Source organism: Pseudoalteromonas galatheae (genome assembly GCF_005886105.2).
GTDB lineage: Bacteria > Pseudomonadota > Gammaproteobacteria > Enterobacterales > Alteromonadaceae > Pseudoalteromonas > Pseudoalteromonas galatheae.
This window is the reverse complement of the sequence record NZ_PNCO02000001.1, coordinates 1,136,083-1,154,946: the sequence shown is the minus strand read 5'-3', so window position 1 is coordinate 1,154,946 and position 18,864 is coordinate 1,136,083. Positions and strand designations below refer to the sequence as shown.

The 18,864-nt window shown below is 42.7% G+C and carries 20 protein-coding genes; 6 read left to right on the top strand and 14 right to left on the bottom strand.

The window, feature by feature from the left end; all coding sequences use genetic code 11:
* The 4 genes from apt to CWC29_RS05060 all read right to left on the bottom strand — a co-directional run bounded on the left by apt (position 1) and on the right by CWC29_RS05060 (position 3,109).
* Complete coding sequence (apt, locus tag CWC29_RS05075) at positions 1-546, bottom strand: adenine phosphoribosyltransferase (RefSeq protein ID WP_010368992.1); 546 nt, start codon at positions 544-546, stop codon at positions 1-3.
* Between the two features lie 430 nt (positions 547-976).
* The gene (locus CWC29_RS05070; RefSeq protein ID WP_138524481.1) at positions 977-1,726 is read right to left on the bottom strand and encodes an HvfC family RiPP maturation protein; all 750 of its coding nucleotides are present in this window, start codon (positions 1,724-1,726) and stop codon (positions 977-979) included.
* A gap of 2 nt (positions 1,727-1,728) precedes the next feature.
* Positions 1,729-2,565: an HvfB family MNIO-type RiPP peptide maturase gene (locus CWC29_RS05065; protein WP_138524483.1), complete on the bottom strand. Its 837-nt coding sequence runs from the start codon at positions 2,563-2,565 to the stop codon at positions 1,729-1,731.
* Between the two features lie 157 nt (positions 2,566-2,722).
* Positions 2,723-3,109 carry an HvfA family oxazolone/thioamide-modified RiPP metallophore gene (locus tag CWC29_RS05060; RefSeq protein WP_167815413.1) on the bottom strand — a complete coding sequence of 129 codons (387 nt, stop codon included), beginning with the start codon at positions 3,107-3,109 and terminating at the stop codon, positions 2,723-2,725.
* A gap of 259 nt (positions 3,110-3,368) precedes the next feature.
* Here CWC29_RS05060 and CWC29_RS05055 point away from each other — a divergent pair, with 259 nt between their 5' ends.
* Positions 3,369-4,355, top strand: coding sequence for a tRNA-dihydrouridine synthase (locus CWC29_RS05055; RefSeq protein ID WP_138521972.1), 987 nt, complete (start codon positions 3,369-3,371; stop codon positions 4,353-4,355).
* 37 nt (positions 4,356-4,392) lie between these two features.
* The gene (locus CWC29_RS05050; RefSeq protein WP_128727835.1) at positions 4,393-4,767 is read left to right on the top strand and encodes a TraR/DksA family transcriptional regulator; all 375 of its coding nucleotides are present in this window, start codon (positions 4,393-4,395) and stop codon (positions 4,765-4,767) included.
* On the opposite strand, the gene CWC29_RS05045 is transcribed toward CWC29_RS05050, so the two are convergent.
* The 10 genes from CWC29_RS05045 to CWC29_RS05000 form a co-directional block, all read right to left on the bottom strand.
* Entirely contained in the window at positions 4,730-5,734 is a 1,005-nt protein-coding gene (locus tag CWC29_RS05045) for a hypothetical protein (protein ID WP_235956525.1), read from the bottom strand. The two genes, CWC29_RS05050 and CWC29_RS05045, sit on opposite strands and share 38 nt — an antisense overlap.
* 51 nt (positions 5,735-5,785) lie before the next feature.
* Positions 5,786-7,045, bottom strand: a complete 1,260-nt coding sequence (locus CWC29_RS05040; protein WP_128727836.1) for a tetratricopeptide repeat protein — start codon at positions 7,043-7,045, stop codon at positions 5,786-5,788.
* 11 nt (positions 7,046-7,056) lie between these two features.
* Entirely contained in the window at positions 7,057-7,674 is a 618-nt protein-coding gene (locus CWC29_RS05035) for an energy transducer TonB (protein ID WP_128727837.1), read from the bottom strand.
* Complete coding sequence (locus CWC29_RS05030; protein WP_099642010.1) at positions 7,674-8,078, bottom strand: ExbD/TolR family protein; 405 nt, start codon at positions 8,076-8,078, stop codon at positions 7,674-7,676. Before CWC29_RS05030 ends, CWC29_RS05035 begins: the two co-directional genes overlap by 1 nt.
* Before the next feature lie 14 nt (positions 8,079-8,092).
* Positions 8,093-8,617, bottom strand: coding sequence for a MotA/TolQ/ExbB proton channel family protein (locus CWC29_RS05025; protein WP_017218012.1), 525 nt, complete (start codon positions 8,615-8,617; stop codon positions 8,093-8,095).
* Positions 8,617-9,978 (bottom strand): MotA/TolQ/ExbB proton channel family protein, encoded by a 1,362-nt coding sequence (locus CWC29_RS05020; RefSeq protein ID WP_128728052.1) that lies wholly within the window; start codon positions 9,976-9,978, stop codon positions 8,617-8,619. The genes CWC29_RS05025 and CWC29_RS05020 overlap by 1 nt, the downstream gene beginning before the upstream one ends.
* Positions 9,979-9,984: 6 nt before the next feature.
* Positions 9,985-10,755 (bottom strand): DUF3450 domain-containing protein, encoded by a 771-nt coding sequence (locus CWC29_RS05015; RefSeq protein WP_128727838.1) that lies wholly within the window; start codon positions 10,753-10,755, stop codon positions 9,985-9,987.
* Between the two features lie 404 nt (positions 10,756-11,159).
* Positions 11,160-11,804, bottom strand: a complete 645-nt coding sequence (locus CWC29_RS05010; protein ID WP_128727839.1) for a CatA-like O-acetyltransferase — start codon at positions 11,802-11,804, stop codon at positions 11,160-11,162.
* A 49-nt stretch (positions 11,805-11,853) separates the two neighbouring features.
* Positions 11,854-12,894: a Leu/Phe/Val dehydrogenase gene (locus tag CWC29_RS05005; RefSeq protein WP_128727840.1), complete on the bottom strand. Its 1,041-nt coding sequence runs from the start codon at positions 12,892-12,894 to the stop codon at positions 11,854-11,856.
* Between the two features lie 427 nt (positions 12,895-13,321).
* Positions 13,322-14,848 carry a fumarate hydratase gene (locus CWC29_RS05000; protein WP_128727841.1) on the bottom strand — a complete coding sequence of 509 codons (1,527 nt, stop codon included), beginning with the start codon at positions 14,846-14,848 and terminating at the stop codon, positions 13,322-13,324.
* A 165-nt stretch (positions 14,849-15,013) separates the two neighbouring features.
* On the opposite strand from CWC29_RS05000, the gene pabB reads away from it, so the two are divergent.
* The 4 genes from pabB to CWC29_RS04980 all read left to right on the top strand — a co-directional run bounded on the left by pabB (position 15,014) and on the right by CWC29_RS04980 (position 18,831).
* Positions 15,014-16,363 (top strand): aminodeoxychorismate synthase component I, encoded by a 1,350-nt coding sequence (pabB, locus tag CWC29_RS04995; RefSeq protein WP_138521970.1) that lies wholly within the window; start codon positions 15,014-15,016, stop codon positions 16,361-16,363.
* Positions 16,353-16,913, top strand: coding sequence for a CoA pyrophosphatase (locus CWC29_RS04990; RefSeq protein WP_128727843.1), 561 nt, complete (start codon positions 16,353-16,355; stop codon positions 16,911-16,913). Before pabB ends, CWC29_RS04990 begins: the two co-directional genes overlap by 11 nt.
* A gap of 169 nt (positions 16,914-17,082) precedes the next feature.
* The gene (locus tag CWC29_RS04985) at positions 17,083-18,459 is read left to right on the top strand and encodes an L-serine ammonia-lyase (protein ID WP_128727844.1); all 1,377 of its coding nucleotides are present in this window, start codon (positions 17,083-17,085) and stop codon (positions 18,457-18,459) included.
* 141 nt (positions 18,460-18,600) lie between these two features.
* Positions 18,601-18,831 carry a hypothetical protein gene (locus CWC29_RS04980; RefSeq protein ID WP_138521968.1) on the top strand — a complete coding sequence of 77 codons (231 nt, stop codon included), beginning with the start codon at positions 18,601-18,603 and terminating at the stop codon, positions 18,829-18,831.
* Positions 18,832-18,864 lie beyond the last annotated feature (33 nt).

Sequence of the window (18,864 nt, the reverse complement as noted above, 5' to 3'; positions counted from 1 at the left end):
TTATTCGCCTTCGAACTCTACAAGTGAAAGGATTTTGATCCCAAGATCATTGATTTTCTTTTCACCACCAAGCTCAGGTAATGAAATAACAAACGCAGCATCAGTGGCTTCACCGCCTAAGCGCTTAACCAGTTTTGCTGTTGCTTCAATAGTACCACCTGTTGCAAGTAAATCATCAACAAGTAGCACTTTATCACCTGCTTCAATCGCATCTGAGTGTAATTCAAGTGTATCTTCACCATATTCAAGCTGGTAAGACTGGCTAATTACCTCACGTGGCAATTTACCCGGCTTTCTTACTGGAATAAAAGGAATGCCTAACTCATATGCCAATGGCGCACCGAAGATAAAACCACGCGATTCAGTACCGATGATTTTAGTAAAGCCGCCATCTTTATAAGCCGCAACGAACGCATCAATTGTTGCCTTAAACGCGGCAGGGTTTGCTAGAAGTGAAGTCACGTCACGGAACATAATCCCAGGTTTTGGGTAATTAGGAACCGTCGCGATACTATTTTTGATCAATGACATATTCTCTGTCGTCATAATTGCTTTGCTTTAAGTTTATTACAAAAGAGTGAGATTATAACAATTTTCTATCCGGTTGAAACCGACTGAGTGACTTTGTGTGTCAGGATGAAGGAAAAGCGAACAATTTAGTGAGCAGTATACGAGTATAAAATCGAAAAAGGCTGCAAAAAGCAGCCTCTAGGTAAATACGTTCAGCTTGACTTATGCAAGCGCTGTTGCCCAGCCTAGAATCGCGTTTAAACAACCAACTCCAGCAAACACAGCAACAAATGCAAGGAAATACTTTGCATTGAACGGATCTTTAAAGTCACCTTTAGACATAGATACTACCTTTAATTTTACAACTCGCACCAACTGCATAGCTGCAGAAAGCATTGACTAGCGCCCTAGTCCGAGTTTAAGCACGACAAAAACAGGCCGTATAATAGTCGATGTTGCCAATGGCTTAAAGGTTTTTTGTTTTGATAATGCCAAGATCCGCGAATTCAGCAAGTGTATGCTGTGCTCCTTGCTGTAGCTGCTCAACAGTAAACTGAGGCACTTGCTGCGCGATAATATTTATAATATCAGTGAGTTGCATACCATCATTGGCTTCAATCACTGACAACATTAAGGCCGTCATCGGATTTAGTGCGACAAACTGAACATCGTCCTCTTCGTCTCTATACAGTGCGAAGCTAAACGTTTGCCCTGCTGTTTTAGTCGGGCGAAAGGTTTCACTGATCTGATGAACTGGATATTGATAATGTGCAATTCGGGTTGTACTTGCCAAGCTCATTTCGACCTCTGTAAGCGCTTGGGCTTCAATCGAAAGCTCATGCTCTGCTTCAACGGTCGTTGCCACATCTAGCTCTAGCCATTCATAGTGAGCCAACTCTAACAAAAACTCAGGATCGGCTTCTGAGGGCTCGTATTCTGTTTGTAAAAACTGCAAGAACTCTTTGCTAATCTCTAAAAAGTATGGCGAATGACAATCGTGCTTCACAAAAAATAGCCGAATTAACGTCAACCAATCTTTATTGGTATACAAGCTTTTAAGTACAGGAAACGCACTGCTCACGAAGCCTTCGACATTATTAAAAAACAGCTCTTGATAGATTTTTAAGCGCCGAGCTTCTATGCCTTCAGGTGCAGGTTGGTTGTCTGGATCTCTAATATATGCCATAAACTGCTGCTGAGTTTCTACAAAAGACATAGCTATACCTGCTCCAAGCGCTTGGTGTATTTGGCCTGTACTGCTGAAATTTGCCCCGCTTCTGCCAATAATTCTGCCATGGGAGGAATATTAAAATCACGCTCTAACAAAGTTGGGAATACTCCATGTAGCTCATAGGCTTTCTCTAACAAGCTCCATACTGGCGAAGACACCTCAGCGCCGTGTGTATCAACAAGTAAGTCTTCGGCTTCCACATAATGGCCTGCTATATGGCCGTATGCAATACGCTCGCTTGGCATAGCCGCTAGGAATTGTTCAGCATCGTAGCCATGGTTAATAGCGTTGACATAGATGTTGTTAACATCGAGTAGCAAATCGCAATCGGCTTCGGCTAATACCCCAAGGGTGAACTCCAGCTCCGACATTTCTTGTCCAGGAGCGGCATAGTAAGAGACATTTTCTACCGCAATTCGGCGTTCTAGATGCTCTTGGACTGCTCGGATCCGTTTAGCGGTATGATGGATTGCTTCTTCAGTGAAAGGGATTGGCATCAGATCGTACATATGCCCCTCTCCCGAACAGTAACTCAGATGCTCACTATAGGTAGCGATATTATGCTGTTTAAAAAATGTTTTTAGTTGTGATAAAAATTCACGATCAAGCGGTGCGGGCGAACCCAGCGACAACGACAAGCCATGACAGATAAAGGTATGCTGTTGTGTCAATGCTTGAAATTGTTTTGCAAGCTTGCCACCAAATTTGAGCCAGTTTTCTGGTGCAACTTCATAAAAGTCGACTTGCTTTGGTGGTGCATTGAGCACCTCATCGACCATTTCACGGCGCAAGCCAAGTCCTAAGTTGCCTAACTGCACTGCCATACTTCTCTCTCACTTTAGACATTATTTTAAACCGGTTCGGAACTACACAAACACAGGTTTCTCTGCCTGCATAGTTTCATTTTGAAATTACCCAATGACGTTATCTACCTTACCATAAATAATTGTGTCATTGGGTTGACCATAATGGTGCCTTTATTTAGTGGTTGCCACCACATTTACCTTCACCACACTTGCCTTCTTTTTTGCCTTTAGCGTCGCCGCCACATTTACCTTCGCCGCATTTGCCTTCTTTTTTACCTTTAGCGTCGCCACCACATTTGCCTTCGCCGCACTTACCTTCTTTTTTACCTTTGGCATCGCCACCGCATTTGCCTTCGCCGCACTTACCTTCTTTTTTACCTTTAGCGTCGCCACCACATTTGCCTTCGCCGCACTTACCTTCACCTGCGTCAAGTTGATAGCCTGAAGTCATTGTTTCAAAACTAAATGGATTTGCATTCGCGTCCGTCGCGGTTAATCCTGCTGTGCCTGCAACAACAGCACTTAAAGTAAGGGCAATAGAGTTCTTTTTAACGGTATTCATAATATTTGCTCTCTCAAAAATAGTTGATTCAATTAGTAGACCCAAACGCCTAGACATTTATTTCGCAAAACTTTAGAAATTTTAGTTTCACTCACTACACTACGACTTACATCCAGTTATAGTCCATCAGTTCTCTTTTTGCCATTTGTGGATATTGGGCCTGTTGATGACTTGCAGCAAACAATTAGCTAGAATGTCGCGCTTTTCAATGAGTCATCAATGACCCATTTTATTTTTGTTGTATCTAAAGGGTTAACACATGAAGCTTGTTCTGGCGCCGATGGAAGGTGTAGTTGATTTTAAAATGCGCGAATTACTTACAGATCTCGGTGGCTTTGACCTTTGTGTGACTGAGTTTATCCGTGTAGTTGATCTCACCTTTCCGCGTCGAGTATTTACACGATACTGTCCTGAGCTATTAAATGGTGGCTACACCAGAGCGGGAACACCGGTAAGAGTGCAGCTTCTAGGCCAAGTACCCCACGCGCTTGCTGCGAATGCACGAAAGGCCGTAAAGCTTGGCTCACATGGTGTTGACTTGAACTTTGGTTGTCCTGCAAAAACCGTGAATAAAAGCCGTGGCGGTGCGGTTTTACTGAAAGAGCCAGAGCAAATCTATCAAATCATTAAGGCGGTTAGAGATGCAGTACCAGACGAACATCAAGTAAGCGCCAAAATACGCCTTGGCTTTGATGATGACGCCAATAGCACTGAAATTGTCGATGCAGTTCAGCAAGGAGGTGCGTCGAGTTTGGCGATACATGCTCGAACCAAGCGAGATGGCTACAAACCGCCAGCGTACTGGGAAAAGATCCCGCCTTTATTATCAAGATTAACCATTCCTGTCGTTGCTAACGGTGAAATTTGGCAAGTTGAAGATGCACTACTCTGCCAAACACGTAGCCACTGCCAAGATTTGATGCTTGGTCGCGGTGCGCTAGCCACCCCCGATTTGGCAGCAAAAATTAAAGCGCATGTTAACGGTACTCATTATACTCCGCTCACATGGGAAAATGTCGTCTACCATATTCTTCATTCGTCTATGCATCAGGATGAGAATATGAGTGAAAAGTACTTTTCGGCTAGAACAAAACAGTGGTTAAGTTATCTGAAACGTCAGTATAGCGGAGCGCATGTTCTTTTTGATGAAATCAAAACGCTTAAAAGCAAAGATGACGTCATGAAGGTGTTGCAGAAATACGCAATGTCTCCAGACATTGATTCAAATCATAACAGTAAAGTTTGACTGAAATGATAATGGGACGTCGGATAGGAGAGCGCCCATGAATGAAAACACACATAATTATGAGCAAAGCTTACAAGCTGAACTTGCCACACTCAGAAGTGACTTTTTGGGAGAGCTAAAAGCTTCACCCAACGAGTTTACACACAACCTTGCCAATACCTTAGAGCTTAATCCACCTAATAAGTGGCTAGACATTGTAATGGAAAAAATAAATCCGGAACAATTTCCACTTTATGACAGGTTAATGAAAGTAGAAGCAGCGTTATGCCAAATGGAAATTGGTCAGTTTGGGTATTGCTGCGATTGCGAGCAAATAATAGAGCTTGAGTTGCTAGAGCAAGATCCAGCAACCCAGCGCTGTCGCAGTTGTAAGACTAAGGCTTTAAAAAATGAGGATATGCAGCAAAAATAGTCGCTGGAAAATAGACTATATTAGCAATCAATTGTTGTGCTTGTTGTTCATTCAGCGCTAGTTTTGAGTTGAGCGCAACAAATGCTTGCTTTTGGGACCACCCTTGATAATGAATTCCCAGATCCACTGCCATTAAGGTTACGATCAGCGCTTTATGCTGCTCGATTGCCTTTGTACACTTCGCTACTGTCGAAGGCACATTAATAAATCCATCACGCCAGTTGAGCCCGCTAATTCTCTGGCAGTTAGCTGGCAATAGCTCTAGTATATAAGGCTGTTGGGTATTAGGCGTTGTATTGAGCACAATTGACTTACTATTTTTCTCATCAATTTTTGATAATATTGCCAAAACTTTATTCGGTGATTCTTGGATAGCCCCGTAAAAATTTAGTTTTGATTGATACCACTCTTTCCCATTAGGTAACTGATGCAGCCCAAGCATCGCTCTTGGTTTATAATCACCCAAATAACTCAGCAGCGTTGAGCGTGATGGTGCATCAATAGCTGAATTTTCAAGCTGCTTTATTATCGCTTCTCGCTCAAACCGGTTTAGACGAATATTACTTTCGTCGGCCTCTTTTAGCTTTGTTGTTACAAATGCAAGCCACTGTTCAAGCTCTTCGCCACTCACCCTATTCTCTACGTTCTTAAGCACCGTAATATTACCCGGCCAAGGTAAGTAACGCTCTGGGTAGCGCTCTTGAATTCTTAAGTAGTCCAACTCTTTGTGCGCCATCACATCTGAGTCATCCAAGTCACTAGCCAATAACGCGTGTCTAAGCTGTAAGTAGCCCTCCGTAAATGGCAACACACTAATATTATCAGTAGATGAGTGGCTTAAACTGCTATTAAGAGAGATTAAAGAAGTTCTGAGCTCTTGATAATTTATGACTTGCTTTTGCTCACTACAAGCAGATAGGAATATAAACGCGACCAAAGTCAGGCTGAACAATAAATGCTTTTTCATAATTCCACATTAGATTTTGAAATCAAAAAAGCCCCTTTCGGGGCTTTTTCATTAGAGACTTACGCCCCTACGCTGTGCTTTATCTTTGATAAAGTTTGCCCAGCTTTTAGCAAATTTTCGAGTACGAGGATCATCCTGTGCCTTCACAATTGCTGAGTAAGCCTGTTTAAACTTATCCTGATAGTAGTAAGCTTCCGCAAGATCAGCATATGCACTGCCTTTCTTTTCAGTTCCAAGCTCAAGTGCTTTGTTCAGTCTCACAACTGCGGCACTGTATTGCTGGTTCTGTAGCAACAAACCACCCGCTCTACCATAAAGCTCGGCATCATCATCAAACTTTGCAGCTTCTTCATAGTATTTAGCAGCATCGCTGATGTGTTTAGCTTGGTGGTAATAGCTCGCAAGCGCGGTTACATTCGCTTTTGTACGTTCAATTTTGCCATCTTTAATAGCTTTTTCGTACGTAACAGCAGCCTTCCAAGGTACTTCAACCAGTGAGTACAAGCTACCAAGGATCTTATAATGGTTCTCTTTTTCAAAGTAACCTTTATCGTATGCAATCTCCATTACGGTTAAACCTTTACCGTAATCTTCAGTTTGCAAATAAAAGCCACCTAAACGAGTCCATGATTGCGGATCCTCTGGGAAGATTTTAACCATTACTTCACCTACTTCAACAGCCTTTTTAAACTGTTTAAGGTCAAAGTATGCACCAATCTTCATCAGGTAGTATTGCTTGTTTGGCTCTTCAGACGCTGCTATCGCTTTGTCTGCTGGCTCAATTACATTAGCAAATTGCTTAAGCTCATAATAACCCTGAGCGATACGGCCATATACTGCTGGATCTTTCTCACCAGTAAAATCCATCCACGCTTCATAGGCTTTGATACCTTCTGCGTACTTTTCAGTACCCATTAGAAGGTCACCCAATAACTTCATCAGATCGCCTTGATCTTTAAAGTTAAGCGCATCAGGCGCAATGGCTTGACGAGTATATTTTATCGCTTCGCTGTAGTTCTCTTTTTGAGCATACAGCTGACCTAGGTAACGATTTACTGTCGCTTTATCGAAATCATCTGAAGGGTCAAGCTCACGAAGCATTTCAATCGCTTCGTCAACTTTTTCTTCATTATAAAGATCGAACGCTTTAGCAACCTTCTTACCTACCCGCTCACCCATGATCTTAGTTTTTGCGGCTTTACGCTTTTCTATCTCTTCATAGTTTGGCGCTGCAAAAACTGAGTTTGAGTACATACCGCCAGTCAAAGCAACAAGAAGAGCAAGAGCTGTAAACTTAGGTAAACTTTTCATGTCTTGCCTCCTTAATTACCTTGATTCAACTTAAAGTCAAGCTGAACAGTGATGCCTGGTTGTTTCTGGGGTTTACCATCAACAACTTTAGGGCGGTATTTCCACTTACGAAGTGCACGCTTTGCTTCACGGTCAAAGATACGTTTTGGTTCAGCATCGATAACATCGATGTCTTCTACACCACCAAGCTCATTGATAGTGAAAGATAAACGTACCCAACCTTCTTTGCCATCACGTGCAGCTTGCGGCGGATATTTAGGCTCGATTCGAACGATTGGTGTTGCATCACCATCACGACCGAATTCACCAGGTCCAGATAAACCACCTGCTGTACCACCTAGATCAATACTAGGCATGTTAAAGCCGATATTACCAGCAGACGGATCAGCCGTGTCTGGCTGAGGCGGCTGCGGTTTAGGCGGCTGCTTTGGCGGTGGTGGCGGCGGAGGCGGGACACGCTTCCGCTGCTGCACCTTTGATTCAGGTGGATTCGACATAATCTCGACGACTATCTGTTCCTTTTGAACATCTGCCCTATCCGCTCCTCCGGAGATAAGATATGACATGAAAAAGAACAAGCCGAGAGTTACTGCCCCACCTGCTAGAAGTGAAAACAGAAGTCGAATCATTACTGATCTCCAGCTATTGAAATCTTCAAGTTGTCGCCTGTCGCTTTAATTTGGTCCATAACCTTAACAACTACGCCGTGCTTCGCACCTTTATCGGCTTGAATAATTACCACGTCAGTAGGCTGCTCAGCCATTAGACTTTCAAGGTTAGCACTTACACGCTCAACATCAACTTGACGCTTATCCATCCAAATCTCACCGTTTTCACGGATTGCGATAAAGATGTTCGCATTCTTTGTCTTTTGTGCTTGTGCCGCTTTTGGCTTGTTAACCTCAATACCAGCTTCTTTAACAAAAGAAGTGGTTACGATGAAGAAGATAAGCATGATGAATACGATGTCTAGCATCGGCGTCATATCTACTGCTGCATCTTCCTCTTCACGAAAACGTTGTTTACGTGCCATAGTTCAATCTCTCTCTAGTGATGAGGCAAGCTATCAACTAGCTTCTCTTTAGCCATTTTTGCACGTGCTTCTAGACGCGTGCTAAAGAAAACACCTGATAGTGCCGCAACCATTCCAGCCATTGTTGGTACCGTAGCCATTGAAATGCCTGAAGCCATTAATCGTGCGTTACCCGTACCTTGAGTAGCCATTGTCTCAAATACTGTGATCATACCTGTCACTGTACCTAAAAGACCGATTAATGGACACATCGCAACCAATGTTTTGATAATCAACATGCGCTCATCTAATTTTTCAGACGCTTCAGAAATCCAAGCATCGCGGATTCTGTGTGCGTACCAAGACGTAGTATCTTGGCGGGCGTCCCACTTAGCGACGATATCCTTGTGTAACTTAGGAAATTCGCCGAGTAGGAACCAATAGCGCTCAATCATTAAAACCCACATTAGAAAGAGTGCTATCGCGACCACGTACAATACATCGCCGCCTGTAGCAACAAAATCCCTGATAGATTCCCATATCTCCATCAGGACTAACATTAGGCTTTCTCCTTCTCCGCGTGAGCAGCAACAATACCTGCGCTTTGCTCATCTAGGATATGTAGAACCGCTTTACTACGACCATGTACAACAGCGTGAAGTAGAATTAGAGGTAGAGCTGCAATTAGACCTAGAGCTGTAGTTACTAGCGCTAGAGAGATGTTACCTGCCATGATTTTCGGATCACCAGTACCGTATAGCGTGATTGATTCGAACGTCATGATCATACCAACAACCGTACCTAGTAGACCTAGTAGTGGCGCGATAGCCGCTAGGATCTTGATGATGTTTACACCCATCTCAATACGTGGAGTTTCACGTAGGATAGCTTCATCAAGTTTAAGTTCTAGGTTTTCAACATCTTGGTCTTTGTTATCGTGATATACTTTCAGGATACGGCCAAGAGGGTTGTTTGTGTTAGGGTTATTCGCGTTTTTGATTTGCGCTTTAATTTTGCCACTAACGATGAATAGGTCAAGCATACGAACAACTGCAATTAACGCACCTAAGATAAGTAATGCAGTGATGATGTAACCTACTGTGTCACCTTGGTGCCAGCGCTCTTCCATCGTTGCTCGTTGCGTATTTAGTTGTAGAAGTGAACCACGTGTCGGGTCAACAGCAAACATCGCATATTCATTAGCAGCTGCACCGATTAGACGCTCAACACCACCTAGCTCGCCACTTGGCTGCTTACCAAGAGGAACAATTTGCTTGTTCTCAGCGTCGTAAATTACGTAACCGTCTTTAGTTACAAGGTTAAAGTTACCAACACGTGTAACTTCTTTAACGTTCACGTCACCGCTTAACTCAGCAACTTCTGCTTCAAACTTAGAAACTTTAGCAGACTCTGTCATTTCAGTTTGGAAAGCAATCCAAAGCTCTTCAAGTTCACGAGTAGTCGGAAGCTCTTTCGCTTCAGCTAATGAACGAAGTACTTCTGCACGTCCAGGCTTTTCAGCACTTACAAGTGATGCTTCGATTGAACCGATCGCGTCAGCAGCTGAACGACGTACAACACCGAACATCTCACCTAGCGTACCTTTAGCATTTTCTAGCTCAACTTCTTTTTCAGCAAGCGTGATTTCATTTTGCTTGAACTGCTCATTTAAACGCTCACCACGTGCTTTCTCAGCAGCTAGGTCACGCTTTGCTTTGTTTAGAAGCGCTTGCTTATCAGCACGGTCACTTAAGAACTCTTGTTCACGCTGCTTGTTGATCTTGCCTTCAGAGATACGGTTTTGTTTAACCTGCTCTAGGATTTTGTCTAAGGCTTCAGTATTTGCGTGTGCATTTAGCGCGGCACCAGCAGAAACTGTTAACGCTGCAGCAACTGCAAAACCTTTAAATAGTTTCTTCATCATTAATTACTCCGCGCCAAAGATAGGTAGGTTTACAAGTTCAGGAGCCGCTTGCTTACGTGCAATACGGATCATGCTCTTAACTGGCTTAAGATACTCTTCACCCAGTTGATCCCACTGCTTAGTGTCGTTGTTCCACACCCAAGCGTGTTTTTGGTCGAACGACTGAGCAACATATGCGATGCGGCCAAGACGTGCGAAGTCAACATTGATATTTTTACCATTTTGTTCAAGTGAACCTTGGCTCGCTACCATTGTTGTACTGTAACCAGTTTCAAGCGTATAAGCTTCAAGCACTTGACGGAACTTCTCAGATGTAGTCACTGACGAATTCGTCATGATGCTACGAAGTCTTTCAACACGTTCTAGACGCGTTTCCTGATTAAACGGAACGTCCGCTTTGATGAATTGCTCAAGCGTATCGATCATGCGATACATCAAAGGCACAACGTCCTGTTTTGTCTTATCAATAGTACCAATTTGACGATCAAAAGACTCGATACCAGCATTCTGGTCTGCTACAAGGCGTGCAACGTGGTCGTTATACACTTTTAGCAGTTCTGTTTCGTCGATAATGCCGCGGTATTCCGCGATCATTTCTTGAGACTGACCATATAGGTTGTCAATCTTTTCTTGAGACTTTTTAGCAGCCGTTTGAGTTTGCTGACCTACTTTTTGTATGTCATTCAAAGGATCTGCAATCACATTGCTGCTTGCAAAAGCTGTCGCGCCTAAAAGCGCCGTAGCTACAAGGCTCTTTCTGATTTTAACAGACATAGTTCCCAACCAATTAAGTAATGTTACTTTTATAATTTTCGCGCTCTTAGCGTACTAAGAGCAACCCTGATATCATTCGACAGATATCAACTGTCCAATAATGCTAAATGCAACACGATGTGTCAACTTCACTGTGAAAACATTTTTTGTCAATAAATAAGTAATAATTATATACAAAACAAAAAATTAACATCAAAAACACAGCAAAAGATACACAACCCTCGTAAAACCAACCTTTTGCATACGCTATTTACAATATTTTACATCAAATTTATTCCAATAAACTGAATAGATATTCCAAATAAAAATAATGAATAAACATTAAAAACAAACATATAGAAGGGTTTTCTTTATTGCGTAGCGCGCAAATTATTTCACTTTCTGCCAACTAACGCAAAATTTGTTTATCTATCCCAAATAGCTTGATCTATTTTTTCCTGAAGAATCTTTACGAACTCAGCGACATGTAGCCCGTCCATTAGCGCATGATGGACTTCAATACAAAATGGCATCGTACCATCGGCTTTATTGTATTTTCCGAACACAAATTTTGGTATGCCGAAGTCATCTCTACTGTGTCTCGCATGACCAAAACTGGAAAAAGATAACCATGGAAGTATAGATACATGAACACAATTTGGCACCTGACTTTCCATCAAGAATTGCTCACTGATAAGCGGTCCATTTAGTTGTTCGGCTTTGCTATGAATATTGGCGCTAATAAAACGGTTGAAATCACTTTCAGGTGAAAGCCTTACAAATCTAAAGGTTTCATCCCCTCGCAGAAAAACACTGCTAATTTCTACAGCATCATATTCAACCACCTCTCCTGCCTCTATACGGTAACGAATAGGGGTATAGCTTTGTAATGCCAGCTGTAGTGCGTATAGACAACTAAGCGAAAATGGAACTGTATTACGTTTGCTCATTTCGTACACCCTTTCCATTTGCAAGCTGACGGTAACGGTGAAATAAGGTTGGGCAAAATCATTGAAGAAGGAGAAGTGCTCTTGGCGAGGCCAAGTATCTAGCGATATTTTCTTTTTCATACAAAAAAAGGGGCATTTGCCCCTCTCTGGTAATTAAACGGCGCTGTTATTATAGACCGTTTTCAATAATCTCTTGTGCTAATTTGTCAGCAATTATATGTGTTGAAACTTTCTCATCTTCAGAGCGCTTAAAGATTTCGGTCAGCGTATCATAGATACCTTCAACGTGTTTTGTCGCTGCAGCTTCATCATAACCTTCAGGTTTTGTTTCATAGTAAACATTGATGATTCCACCAGCATTAATGACATAGTCTGGTGCATACAAAATGCCTTTTTCACGAATGATCTCACCATGACGAGACTCTGCCAGCTGATTGTTTGCACATCCTGCAATAATCGTCGCTTTAATACGTGGAATAGTATCGTCGTTTACTGTAGCACCTAGTGCACACGGCGCATACACATCAACATCTAAATCATAAATTTCGTCGATGCCTACAGCGGTAGCATTAAAGTCATTGACCACTCTTTGTACTGACTCTTCGTTGATATCAGTAACAAATAGCTCAGCACCCGCGTTATGAAGGTGTTTACATAGAGTGTAAGCTACTGCACCAAGTCCTTGTACGGCAACTTTGATACCAGCCAAGTCTTGGTGACCATATTTGTGCTGGTACGCTGCCTTAATTCCAAGGAATGTACCTAACGCAGTAAACGGAGAGGGATTACCACTTTTACCTTCAAGGCCCATTACGTAGTTTGTTTCTTTGTGCATTACCATCACATCACCTGTTGTGATGTTTACATCTTCTGCTGAGTAGTAACTGCCACCTAAACGCTCTAGCTGCTTACCAAATGCTCTAAACAATGCTTCTGACTTAATTGTCTTTGCGTCGCCAATGATCACAGATTTGCCACCACCAAATGGCAACCGTGCAACCGCATTCTTGTAAGTCATTCCTTTAGATAAACGCAGTACATCATATACTGCGTCTTCGTCGGAGGCGTAATTCCATAGGCGACAGCCACCTACTGCAGGACCTAGCTTAGTGTTATGCACTGCGATGATCGCTTTAAGACCCGATGCTTCATCAGAACAAAATACGACTTGCTCATGGTTATCAAATTCAACTTGGTTAAATACAGCCACTTTCTTCTTCTCCAAAAATTATCTATCCCATACGGGTAAGCTCTTACGTGTGACTTTGCGTTCAGTACCACACTAAGGGCAAATAGCGCTGAAATTGGCAAGACTCTATCACTAACTCTAGCACCATTCCACAAATTGAGATGATATAAACCTAATTCAAAATAAATATGAATATTCAATTCACATGCAGGAAAGATAAAGAAATAACTAGCCATATAAAAACAAAATAAGAGAATTTCAATTTAACTTATTTAATTTTTTCGAAGTTACTGTTTACGTAAACGGAAGGTAAATTAGTGGTGTAAACATATCAGTACAAAAAAGGAGGCTAATAGCCTCCTCAATAATACTCCAGATCGTTAATTTAACAACGGAGCCAAATGTAGAAATGGAAAGTACCTATACATTTTCCATCAATGCGACTTGATTAGCTAAGTTTGCTATCTAGCTCTTCAATTCGTGCTTTCCAAATTGCAGGGCCTTGGGTATGCGCATTCTCACCGTTGCTGTCAACGGCTACCGTCACCGGCATGTCTTCTACTTCAAATTCGTAGATAGCTTCCATACCTAAGTCTTCAAATGCCACAACACGCGATTTCTTAATAGCTTTAGCCACCAGGTATGCAGCACCACCAACAGCCATAAGATAAACAGCTTTATTTTGTTTGATTGACTCGACGGTTGCTGGACCGCGCTCGGCTTTACCGATCATACCGATAAGACCGGTTTTCTCTAGCATCAAATCAGTAAACTTATCCATACGTGTAGATGTGGTAGGACCTGCTGGACCCACTACTTCATCGCCCACAGCATCCACCGGACCCACGTAATAGATAAACTTATTAGTGAAATCGACACCATCTGGCAAACCTTGCCCAGAATTCATCATTTCTTGTAAACGCTTATGCGCTGCATCTCGACCAGTTAATATTTTGCCTGAAAGCAGCACAGTTTCACCCATTTTCCATTCTTGGATATCTGCTTTGGTCAAAGTATCTAGATTGACACGACGCGTATCTTCACCCACTTCCCAAGTCACTTCTGGCCAATCTTCAAGCTTTGGCGCTTTTAGATCTGCAGGGCCAGAACCATCTAATGTGAAATGTACGTGACGTGTAGCGGCACAGTTAGGGATCATCACCACAGGCTTAGACGCTGCGTGTGTTGGTGCCGTTTTGATTTTTACATCAACAACGGTTGTTAAACCACCAAGACCTTGTGCCCCAATACCAAGCTTGTTTGCACGTTCAAAAATTTCTAGACGCAGTTTTTCTTCTGCGGTTTCGGCACCACGTTCCATCAACTCATGGATATCAACCGGATCCATTAAAGACTCTTTTGCCAACACAGCCGCTTTTTCCGCTGTGCCACCGATACCTATACCTAGCATACCCGGAGGACACCAACCTGCGCCCATTGTCGGTAATGTTTTTTCTACCCATTCTGCAACATCATCTGATGGATTTAGCATCACCATTTTTGTTTTGTTTTCAGAGCCGCCACCCTTCGCTGCAATCATCACTTCAACCTCAGCACCAGGTACTAAGTCAATGTGTACTACCGAAGGCGTATTGTCTTTAGTGTTTTTACGGCTACCTGCCGGATCAGCAACGATTGATGCACGTAGCGGATTATCTGGGTTCATGTAGGCACGACGAGTTCCCTCATCTACCATTTGTTGTACCGTCAAGTCAGTTTTATCCCACTTAACGTCCATACCGACTTTAACGAAGCAGGTTACTATACCCGTATCTTGACACAGCGGACGCTTACCTTCTGCTGACATGCGTGAGTTAATTAAGATCTGTGCAATTGCATCTTTCGCAGCCTTACTTTCTTCTTTTTCGTAGGCTTTTTCTAATGCTTGGACAAAATCAAGTGGGTGGTAAAATGAGATATATTGAAGCGCATCTTCAATGCTATCAATAAAGTCTTGCTGACGGATTGTACTCATGACGGTTCCTCAATTTTCGACGGTATTTTTTTGGTATTGAAACTTTTGCTGGCAATTGTTGTTATTCAGCATCAGAAAGTCAATTTCAATACCTTAAACTATGGAATAGCAGGTAACTATGATAACCTCCCCGCCCGTTTGGGGCTAGCTTTGCAGGTCAAGTAAATGATAAACGAGCGAATAAACTGTACAAAATTAGACATTAGGCATAATGCACTAGAATTATTTGAACACTTTGCAAACGAATCTCAGGCTATCCTGTTAGATTCCAGCGATTCTGATCACATCAATAGCCGCTACGATATCATTGCGATTGCACCAATTAATTTACTTGAAGCTAAAGACGGAAATGTATTTTTAGACGGCAAGCTGCAGATTGAATCTATTTTCACTGTGATGAAAGATAAGCTTGCCCAGTTTAGTAATTGCAGTGCTCCCCATGATTTACCTTTTAATGGCGGTTGGCTTGGTTATTTTGGCTATGATCTTGGCCGTTATATTGAACACATATCACATTGTGCGGAACATGATATTAAGCTTCCCGACGCCTGTGTTGGCTTGTATCCAGACGCGCTAATTTATGACAAAGTAGTCAAAGCTTGGTTTTATGTGTCTCAACCTGATACACAGAGGTTGGAAATGTATTTGCAGCGGCTCGAAGACACCTCAGCGTTCGAGCCATTTAGACTGACATCACAGTGGCAGTCAAACATGACTAGAGCAAAATACGAGCAAAACTTTGAGCGCATTCAATCTTATTTGTTAAGTGGCGACTGTTATCAAATAAATCTAGCACAGCGCTTCACTGCTCACTTTGAGGGAGCTCCGTGGCTCGCGTATAAAAAGCTTCGAAACCACAACCAAGCGCCTTTCTCTGCATTTTTTAACTTGGGAGACAGTGCTATAGTTTCGGTGTCGCCGGAGCGCTTTATTCAAGTTAAAGACAACATTGTAGAAACTAAACCGATTAAAGGCACCTTGCCAAGGTTACCAAATACTGACGCCGACAAAGCGCAAGCTGAAAAACTGAGAAACAGCAGCAAAGACCGAGCCGAGAACGTCATGATAGTTGACCTACTACGTAACGACTTAGGTAAAGTGGCCAAGCCGGGTTCTGTTGCGGTTCCATCACTCTTTGCAATCGAGAGTTTTCCTGCGGTCCACCATCTAGTCAGCACAGTAACGTCTAAACTAGCCGAGGGTAAATGCGCTGTTGATCAACTCGAAGCCGCCTTCCCCGGTGGCTCTATAACAGGTGCCCCTAAGATCCGCGCCATGGAAATCATCGAAGAACTAGAGCCTCACAGACGAAGCGTTTACTGTGGCTCAATCGGCTACCTTAGCGCCTGTGGTAATATGGATACCTCTATCACTATCAGAACCCTAGTTTGTCATCAAAATAGGATACATTGCTGGGCAGGTGGTGGTATAGTCAAAGACTCTCAAGTTCAGTTAGAGTTTGAAGAGACTTACCACAAAGTGAATAAAATTCTCCCGGTATTGAATGAAGATTGATCAGGTTATATCGCAATTTATGTTAGCCCCCATCATGGCGCAAACACCAACCACGCTGCATCCTCTCAAGCAAAGTGCGGTGCTTATTCCTATTGTTGATGTAAATGCTAGTGCCCACCTGTTGTTTTGCAAACGCAGCAGCGAATTACCAAGCCATCCAAGTCAAATTTGCTTTCCTGGCGGCAAAGTCGAACAACAAGATAGTAATATCATCAACACTGCACTGCGCGAGACCGAAGAAGAGATAGGCCTGACAATCTCTGAGTCTCAAGTTCTGGGCATATTACCGTTTATGCAAACACTCACCGGTTACCAAATCACTCCCGTTGTAGCTTCTGTACAACAAGATGCGACTTGGGTAAATCAAAGCGACGAAGTGCAACAAACCTTTACAGTGCCATTAAACCAATTAAGCACGGCCAAGAATTGGCGAACCTTCCGTTTTACCAATAAAGGCAAACCCGTTTCACTCGACGGGTTTATGACAGCGCACGGTTTACTGTGGGGCGCAACGGCAAAAATCGTCAAACAGTTCACCGCCCTATTTTAGCCCTTAACTGGTAAGACCTTTTTTTAAAATCCACCTCCACCTTGCAGATTAGAGACCTTTCTATCATGCTTACTGCAAAACTGGCATATACTTTTGCCGATTATGGGTTACTTCCCTAATTAGACACGTTATGATGGCGTCCGTTTTAAAGGCAATGTGAGTAAAATTTATGATCAGTGCATTCGATATGTTTAGTATCGGTATTGGCCCTTCTTCCTCTCATACAGTGGGACCAATGCGTGCTTCTAGGTTATTCGTACAAGACCTTCAGGCACAAGGCATCGTTGATGATATCACTTCGGTGAAAGTGGAACTGTTCGGTTCTTTAGGCCAAACAGGAATTGGCCACGGCTCTGGCAAAGCTGTTATTTTGGGACTTGCGGGTTACGACCCTGAGACCATAGATGCAGATCTGGTACCAGAGATCTTAGAAACCATAGAAAATGAACAGGTTATCTATCTCGACAAGCAACATAAAGTAAAATTTCCTAAGCAAGGCGCGATTGTTTTTCACCGTCGAAAAACGCTGCCTAAGCACTCCAATGCAATGGAAATTAAAGCATACAAAGGCGAAGAGCTTGCTCATAGCCAAATTTACTACTCGATTGGTGGCGGCTTTATCGTTACCGACCAGAATTTTGAAGCTGAAAAGCAAGCAGCGCTAGATATCAGAACAGAAAACCCCGCACCTTACCCATTCAATTCAGCCGCCGAGCTACTGGAAATGTGTAAAGAGTCTGGGCTCAGTGTGTCTTCGTTAATGATGGCCAACGAGAAAACGCTACGTAAAGAATCTGAAATCAAAGATACGCTATTCCATATCTGGCAGGTGATGAAAGCTTGTATTGAACGTGGTATGAAAACCGAAGGTATTTTACCGGGCGGTTTAAAGGTTCGTCGTCGTGCACCTAGCCTGTATTTAAAACTCAGTGTAGAAACGCACCAAGATCCGCTACGCGCAATGGATTGGGTGGATTTGTTTGCACTAGCAGTTAACGAAGAAAATGCAGCAGGCGGCCGCGTAGTGACCGCACCAACTAATGGCGCAGCCGGTATTCTTCCAGCGGTGTTAATGTACTATCACACTTTTATCAAAGAAGTGGATATAGAGATTGCCACACGTTACCTTCTTACTGCTGCGGCAATTGGGATCTTATATAAGAAGAATGCTTCTATTTCTGGTGCTGAAGTTGGATGCCAAGGTGAAGTAGGAGTTGCATGTTCAATGGCTGCTGGTGCTCTAACCGAAATCATGGGTGGTAACGTCGTACACGTTGAAAACGCCGCCGAGATTGGCATGGAGCATAATCTGGGCCTAACCTGCGACCCTGTCGGTGGGCTTGTGCAAGTTCCGTGTATTGAGCGTAATGCAATGGGTTCTATTAAAGCCATTAACGCATCTCGTCTTGCTTTGCGCGGTACGGGCGATCAAAAAGTGTCACTAGATAAAGTGATTAAAACGATGCTTGATACTGGTAACGACATGAAAACCAAGTATAAAGAAACCGCGCGCGGTGGATTGGCAGTAAATATTATTGAGTGTTAACTGACAATTGTCAGTTCACTTTATAAAACACTAAATGGCATCATGATGATAAATCGTGGTGCCATTTTTTATTGTCACTTGTCTACACTACAATAAACTTATCTTGGTATCACTTATTAACAACAAAGGAGTAAATGCATTATGTCTGGCACTACGATGGTTTTTCTCATTGTGCTTATCTGTGTTGGTAGCGGAATAATCAGTGAGATTTATAAACGCCGCTTAGAATTTAAAAAAATGGATTCTCACAGTAAAGAAGAACGAGAACAGCTGCAATCGGAAATAAACGCGTTAAAATCTAGAGTTGCTACTTTGGAACAAATTGTAACGGACGAGGGTTATCAAGTGAAAAAAGATATCAACAGGTTATGATGCCTCATGTTCAGGTTATTTCGTGTCATAACC

Bases quoted from the DNA above. Each gene is read 5' to 3' on its own strand.
- CWC29_RS05060 (WP_167815413.1), bottom strand. From the start codon at position 3,109: ATGAATACCGTTAAAAAGAACTCTATTGCCCTTACTTTAAGTGCTGTT.
- CWC29_RS04980 (WP_138521968.1), top strand. From the start codon at position 18,601: ATGTCTGGCACTACGATGGTTTTTCTCATTGTGCTTATCTGTGTTGGT.
- CWC29_RS05015 (WP_128727838.1), bottom strand. From the start codon at position 10,755: ATGTCTGTTAAAATCAGAAAGAGCCTTGTAGCTACGGCGCTTTTAGGC.
- CWC29_RS05065 (WP_138524483.1), bottom strand. From the start codon at position 2,565: ATGGCAGTGCAGTTAGGCAACTTAGGACTTGGCTTGCGCCGTGAAATG.
- CWC29_RS05035 (WP_128727837.1), bottom strand. From the start codon at position 7,674: ATGATTCGACTTCTGTTTTCACTTCTAGCAGGTGGGGCAGTAACTCTC.
- CWC29_RS04990 (WP_128727843.1), top strand. From the start codon at position 16,353: ATGAAGATTGATCAGGTTATATCGCAATTTATGTTAGCCCCCATCATG.
- CWC29_RS05070 (WP_138524481.1), bottom strand. From the start codon at position 1,726: ATGTCTTTTGTAGAAACTCAGCAGCAGTTTATGGCATATATTAGAGAT.
- CWC29_RS05050 (WP_128727835.1), top strand. From the start codon at position 4,393: ATGAATGAAAACACACATAATTATGAGCAAAGCTTACAAGCTGAACTT.
- apt (WP_010368992.1), bottom strand. From the start codon at position 546: ATGACGACAGAGAATATGTCATTGATCAAAAATAGTATCGCGACGGTT.
- CWC29_RS04985 (WP_128727844.1), top strand. From the start codon at position 17,083: ATGATCAGTGCATTCGATATGTTTAGTATCGGTATTGGCCCTTCTTCC.
- CWC29_RS05025 (WP_017218012.1), bottom strand. From the start codon at position 8,617: ATGTTAGTCCTGATGGAGATATGGGAATCTATCAGGGATTTTGTTGCT.
- pabB (WP_138521970.1), top strand. From the start codon at position 15,014: ATGATAAACGAGCGAATAAACTGTACAAAATTAGACATTAGGCATAAT.
- CWC29_RS05020 (WP_128728052.1), bottom strand. From the start codon at position 9,978: ATGAAGAAACTATTTAAAGGTTTTGCAGTTGCTGCAGCGTTAACAGTT.
- CWC29_RS05045 (WP_235956525.1), bottom strand. From the start codon at position 5,734: ATGAAAAAGCATTTATTGTTCAGCCTGACTTTGGTCGCGTTTATATTC.
- CWC29_RS05030 (WP_099642010.1), bottom strand. From the start codon at position 8,078: ATGGCACGTAAACAACGTTTTCGTGAAGAGGAAGATGCAGCAGTAGAT.
- CWC29_RS05055 (WP_138521972.1), top strand. From the start codon at position 3,369: ATGAAGCTTGTTCTGGCGCCGATGGAAGGTGTAGTTGATTTTAAAATG.
- CWC29_RS05040 (WP_128727836.1), bottom strand. From the start codon at position 7,045: ATGAAAAGTTTACCTAAGTTTACAGCTCTTGCTCTTCTTGTTGCTTTG.
- CWC29_RS05010 (WP_128727839.1), bottom strand. From the start codon at position 11,804: ATGAAAAAGAAAATATCGCTAGATACTTGGCCTCGCCAAGAGCACTTC.
- CWC29_RS05000 (WP_128727841.1), bottom strand. From the start codon at position 14,848: ATGAGTACAATCCGTCAGCAAGACTTTATTGATAGCATTGAAGATGCG.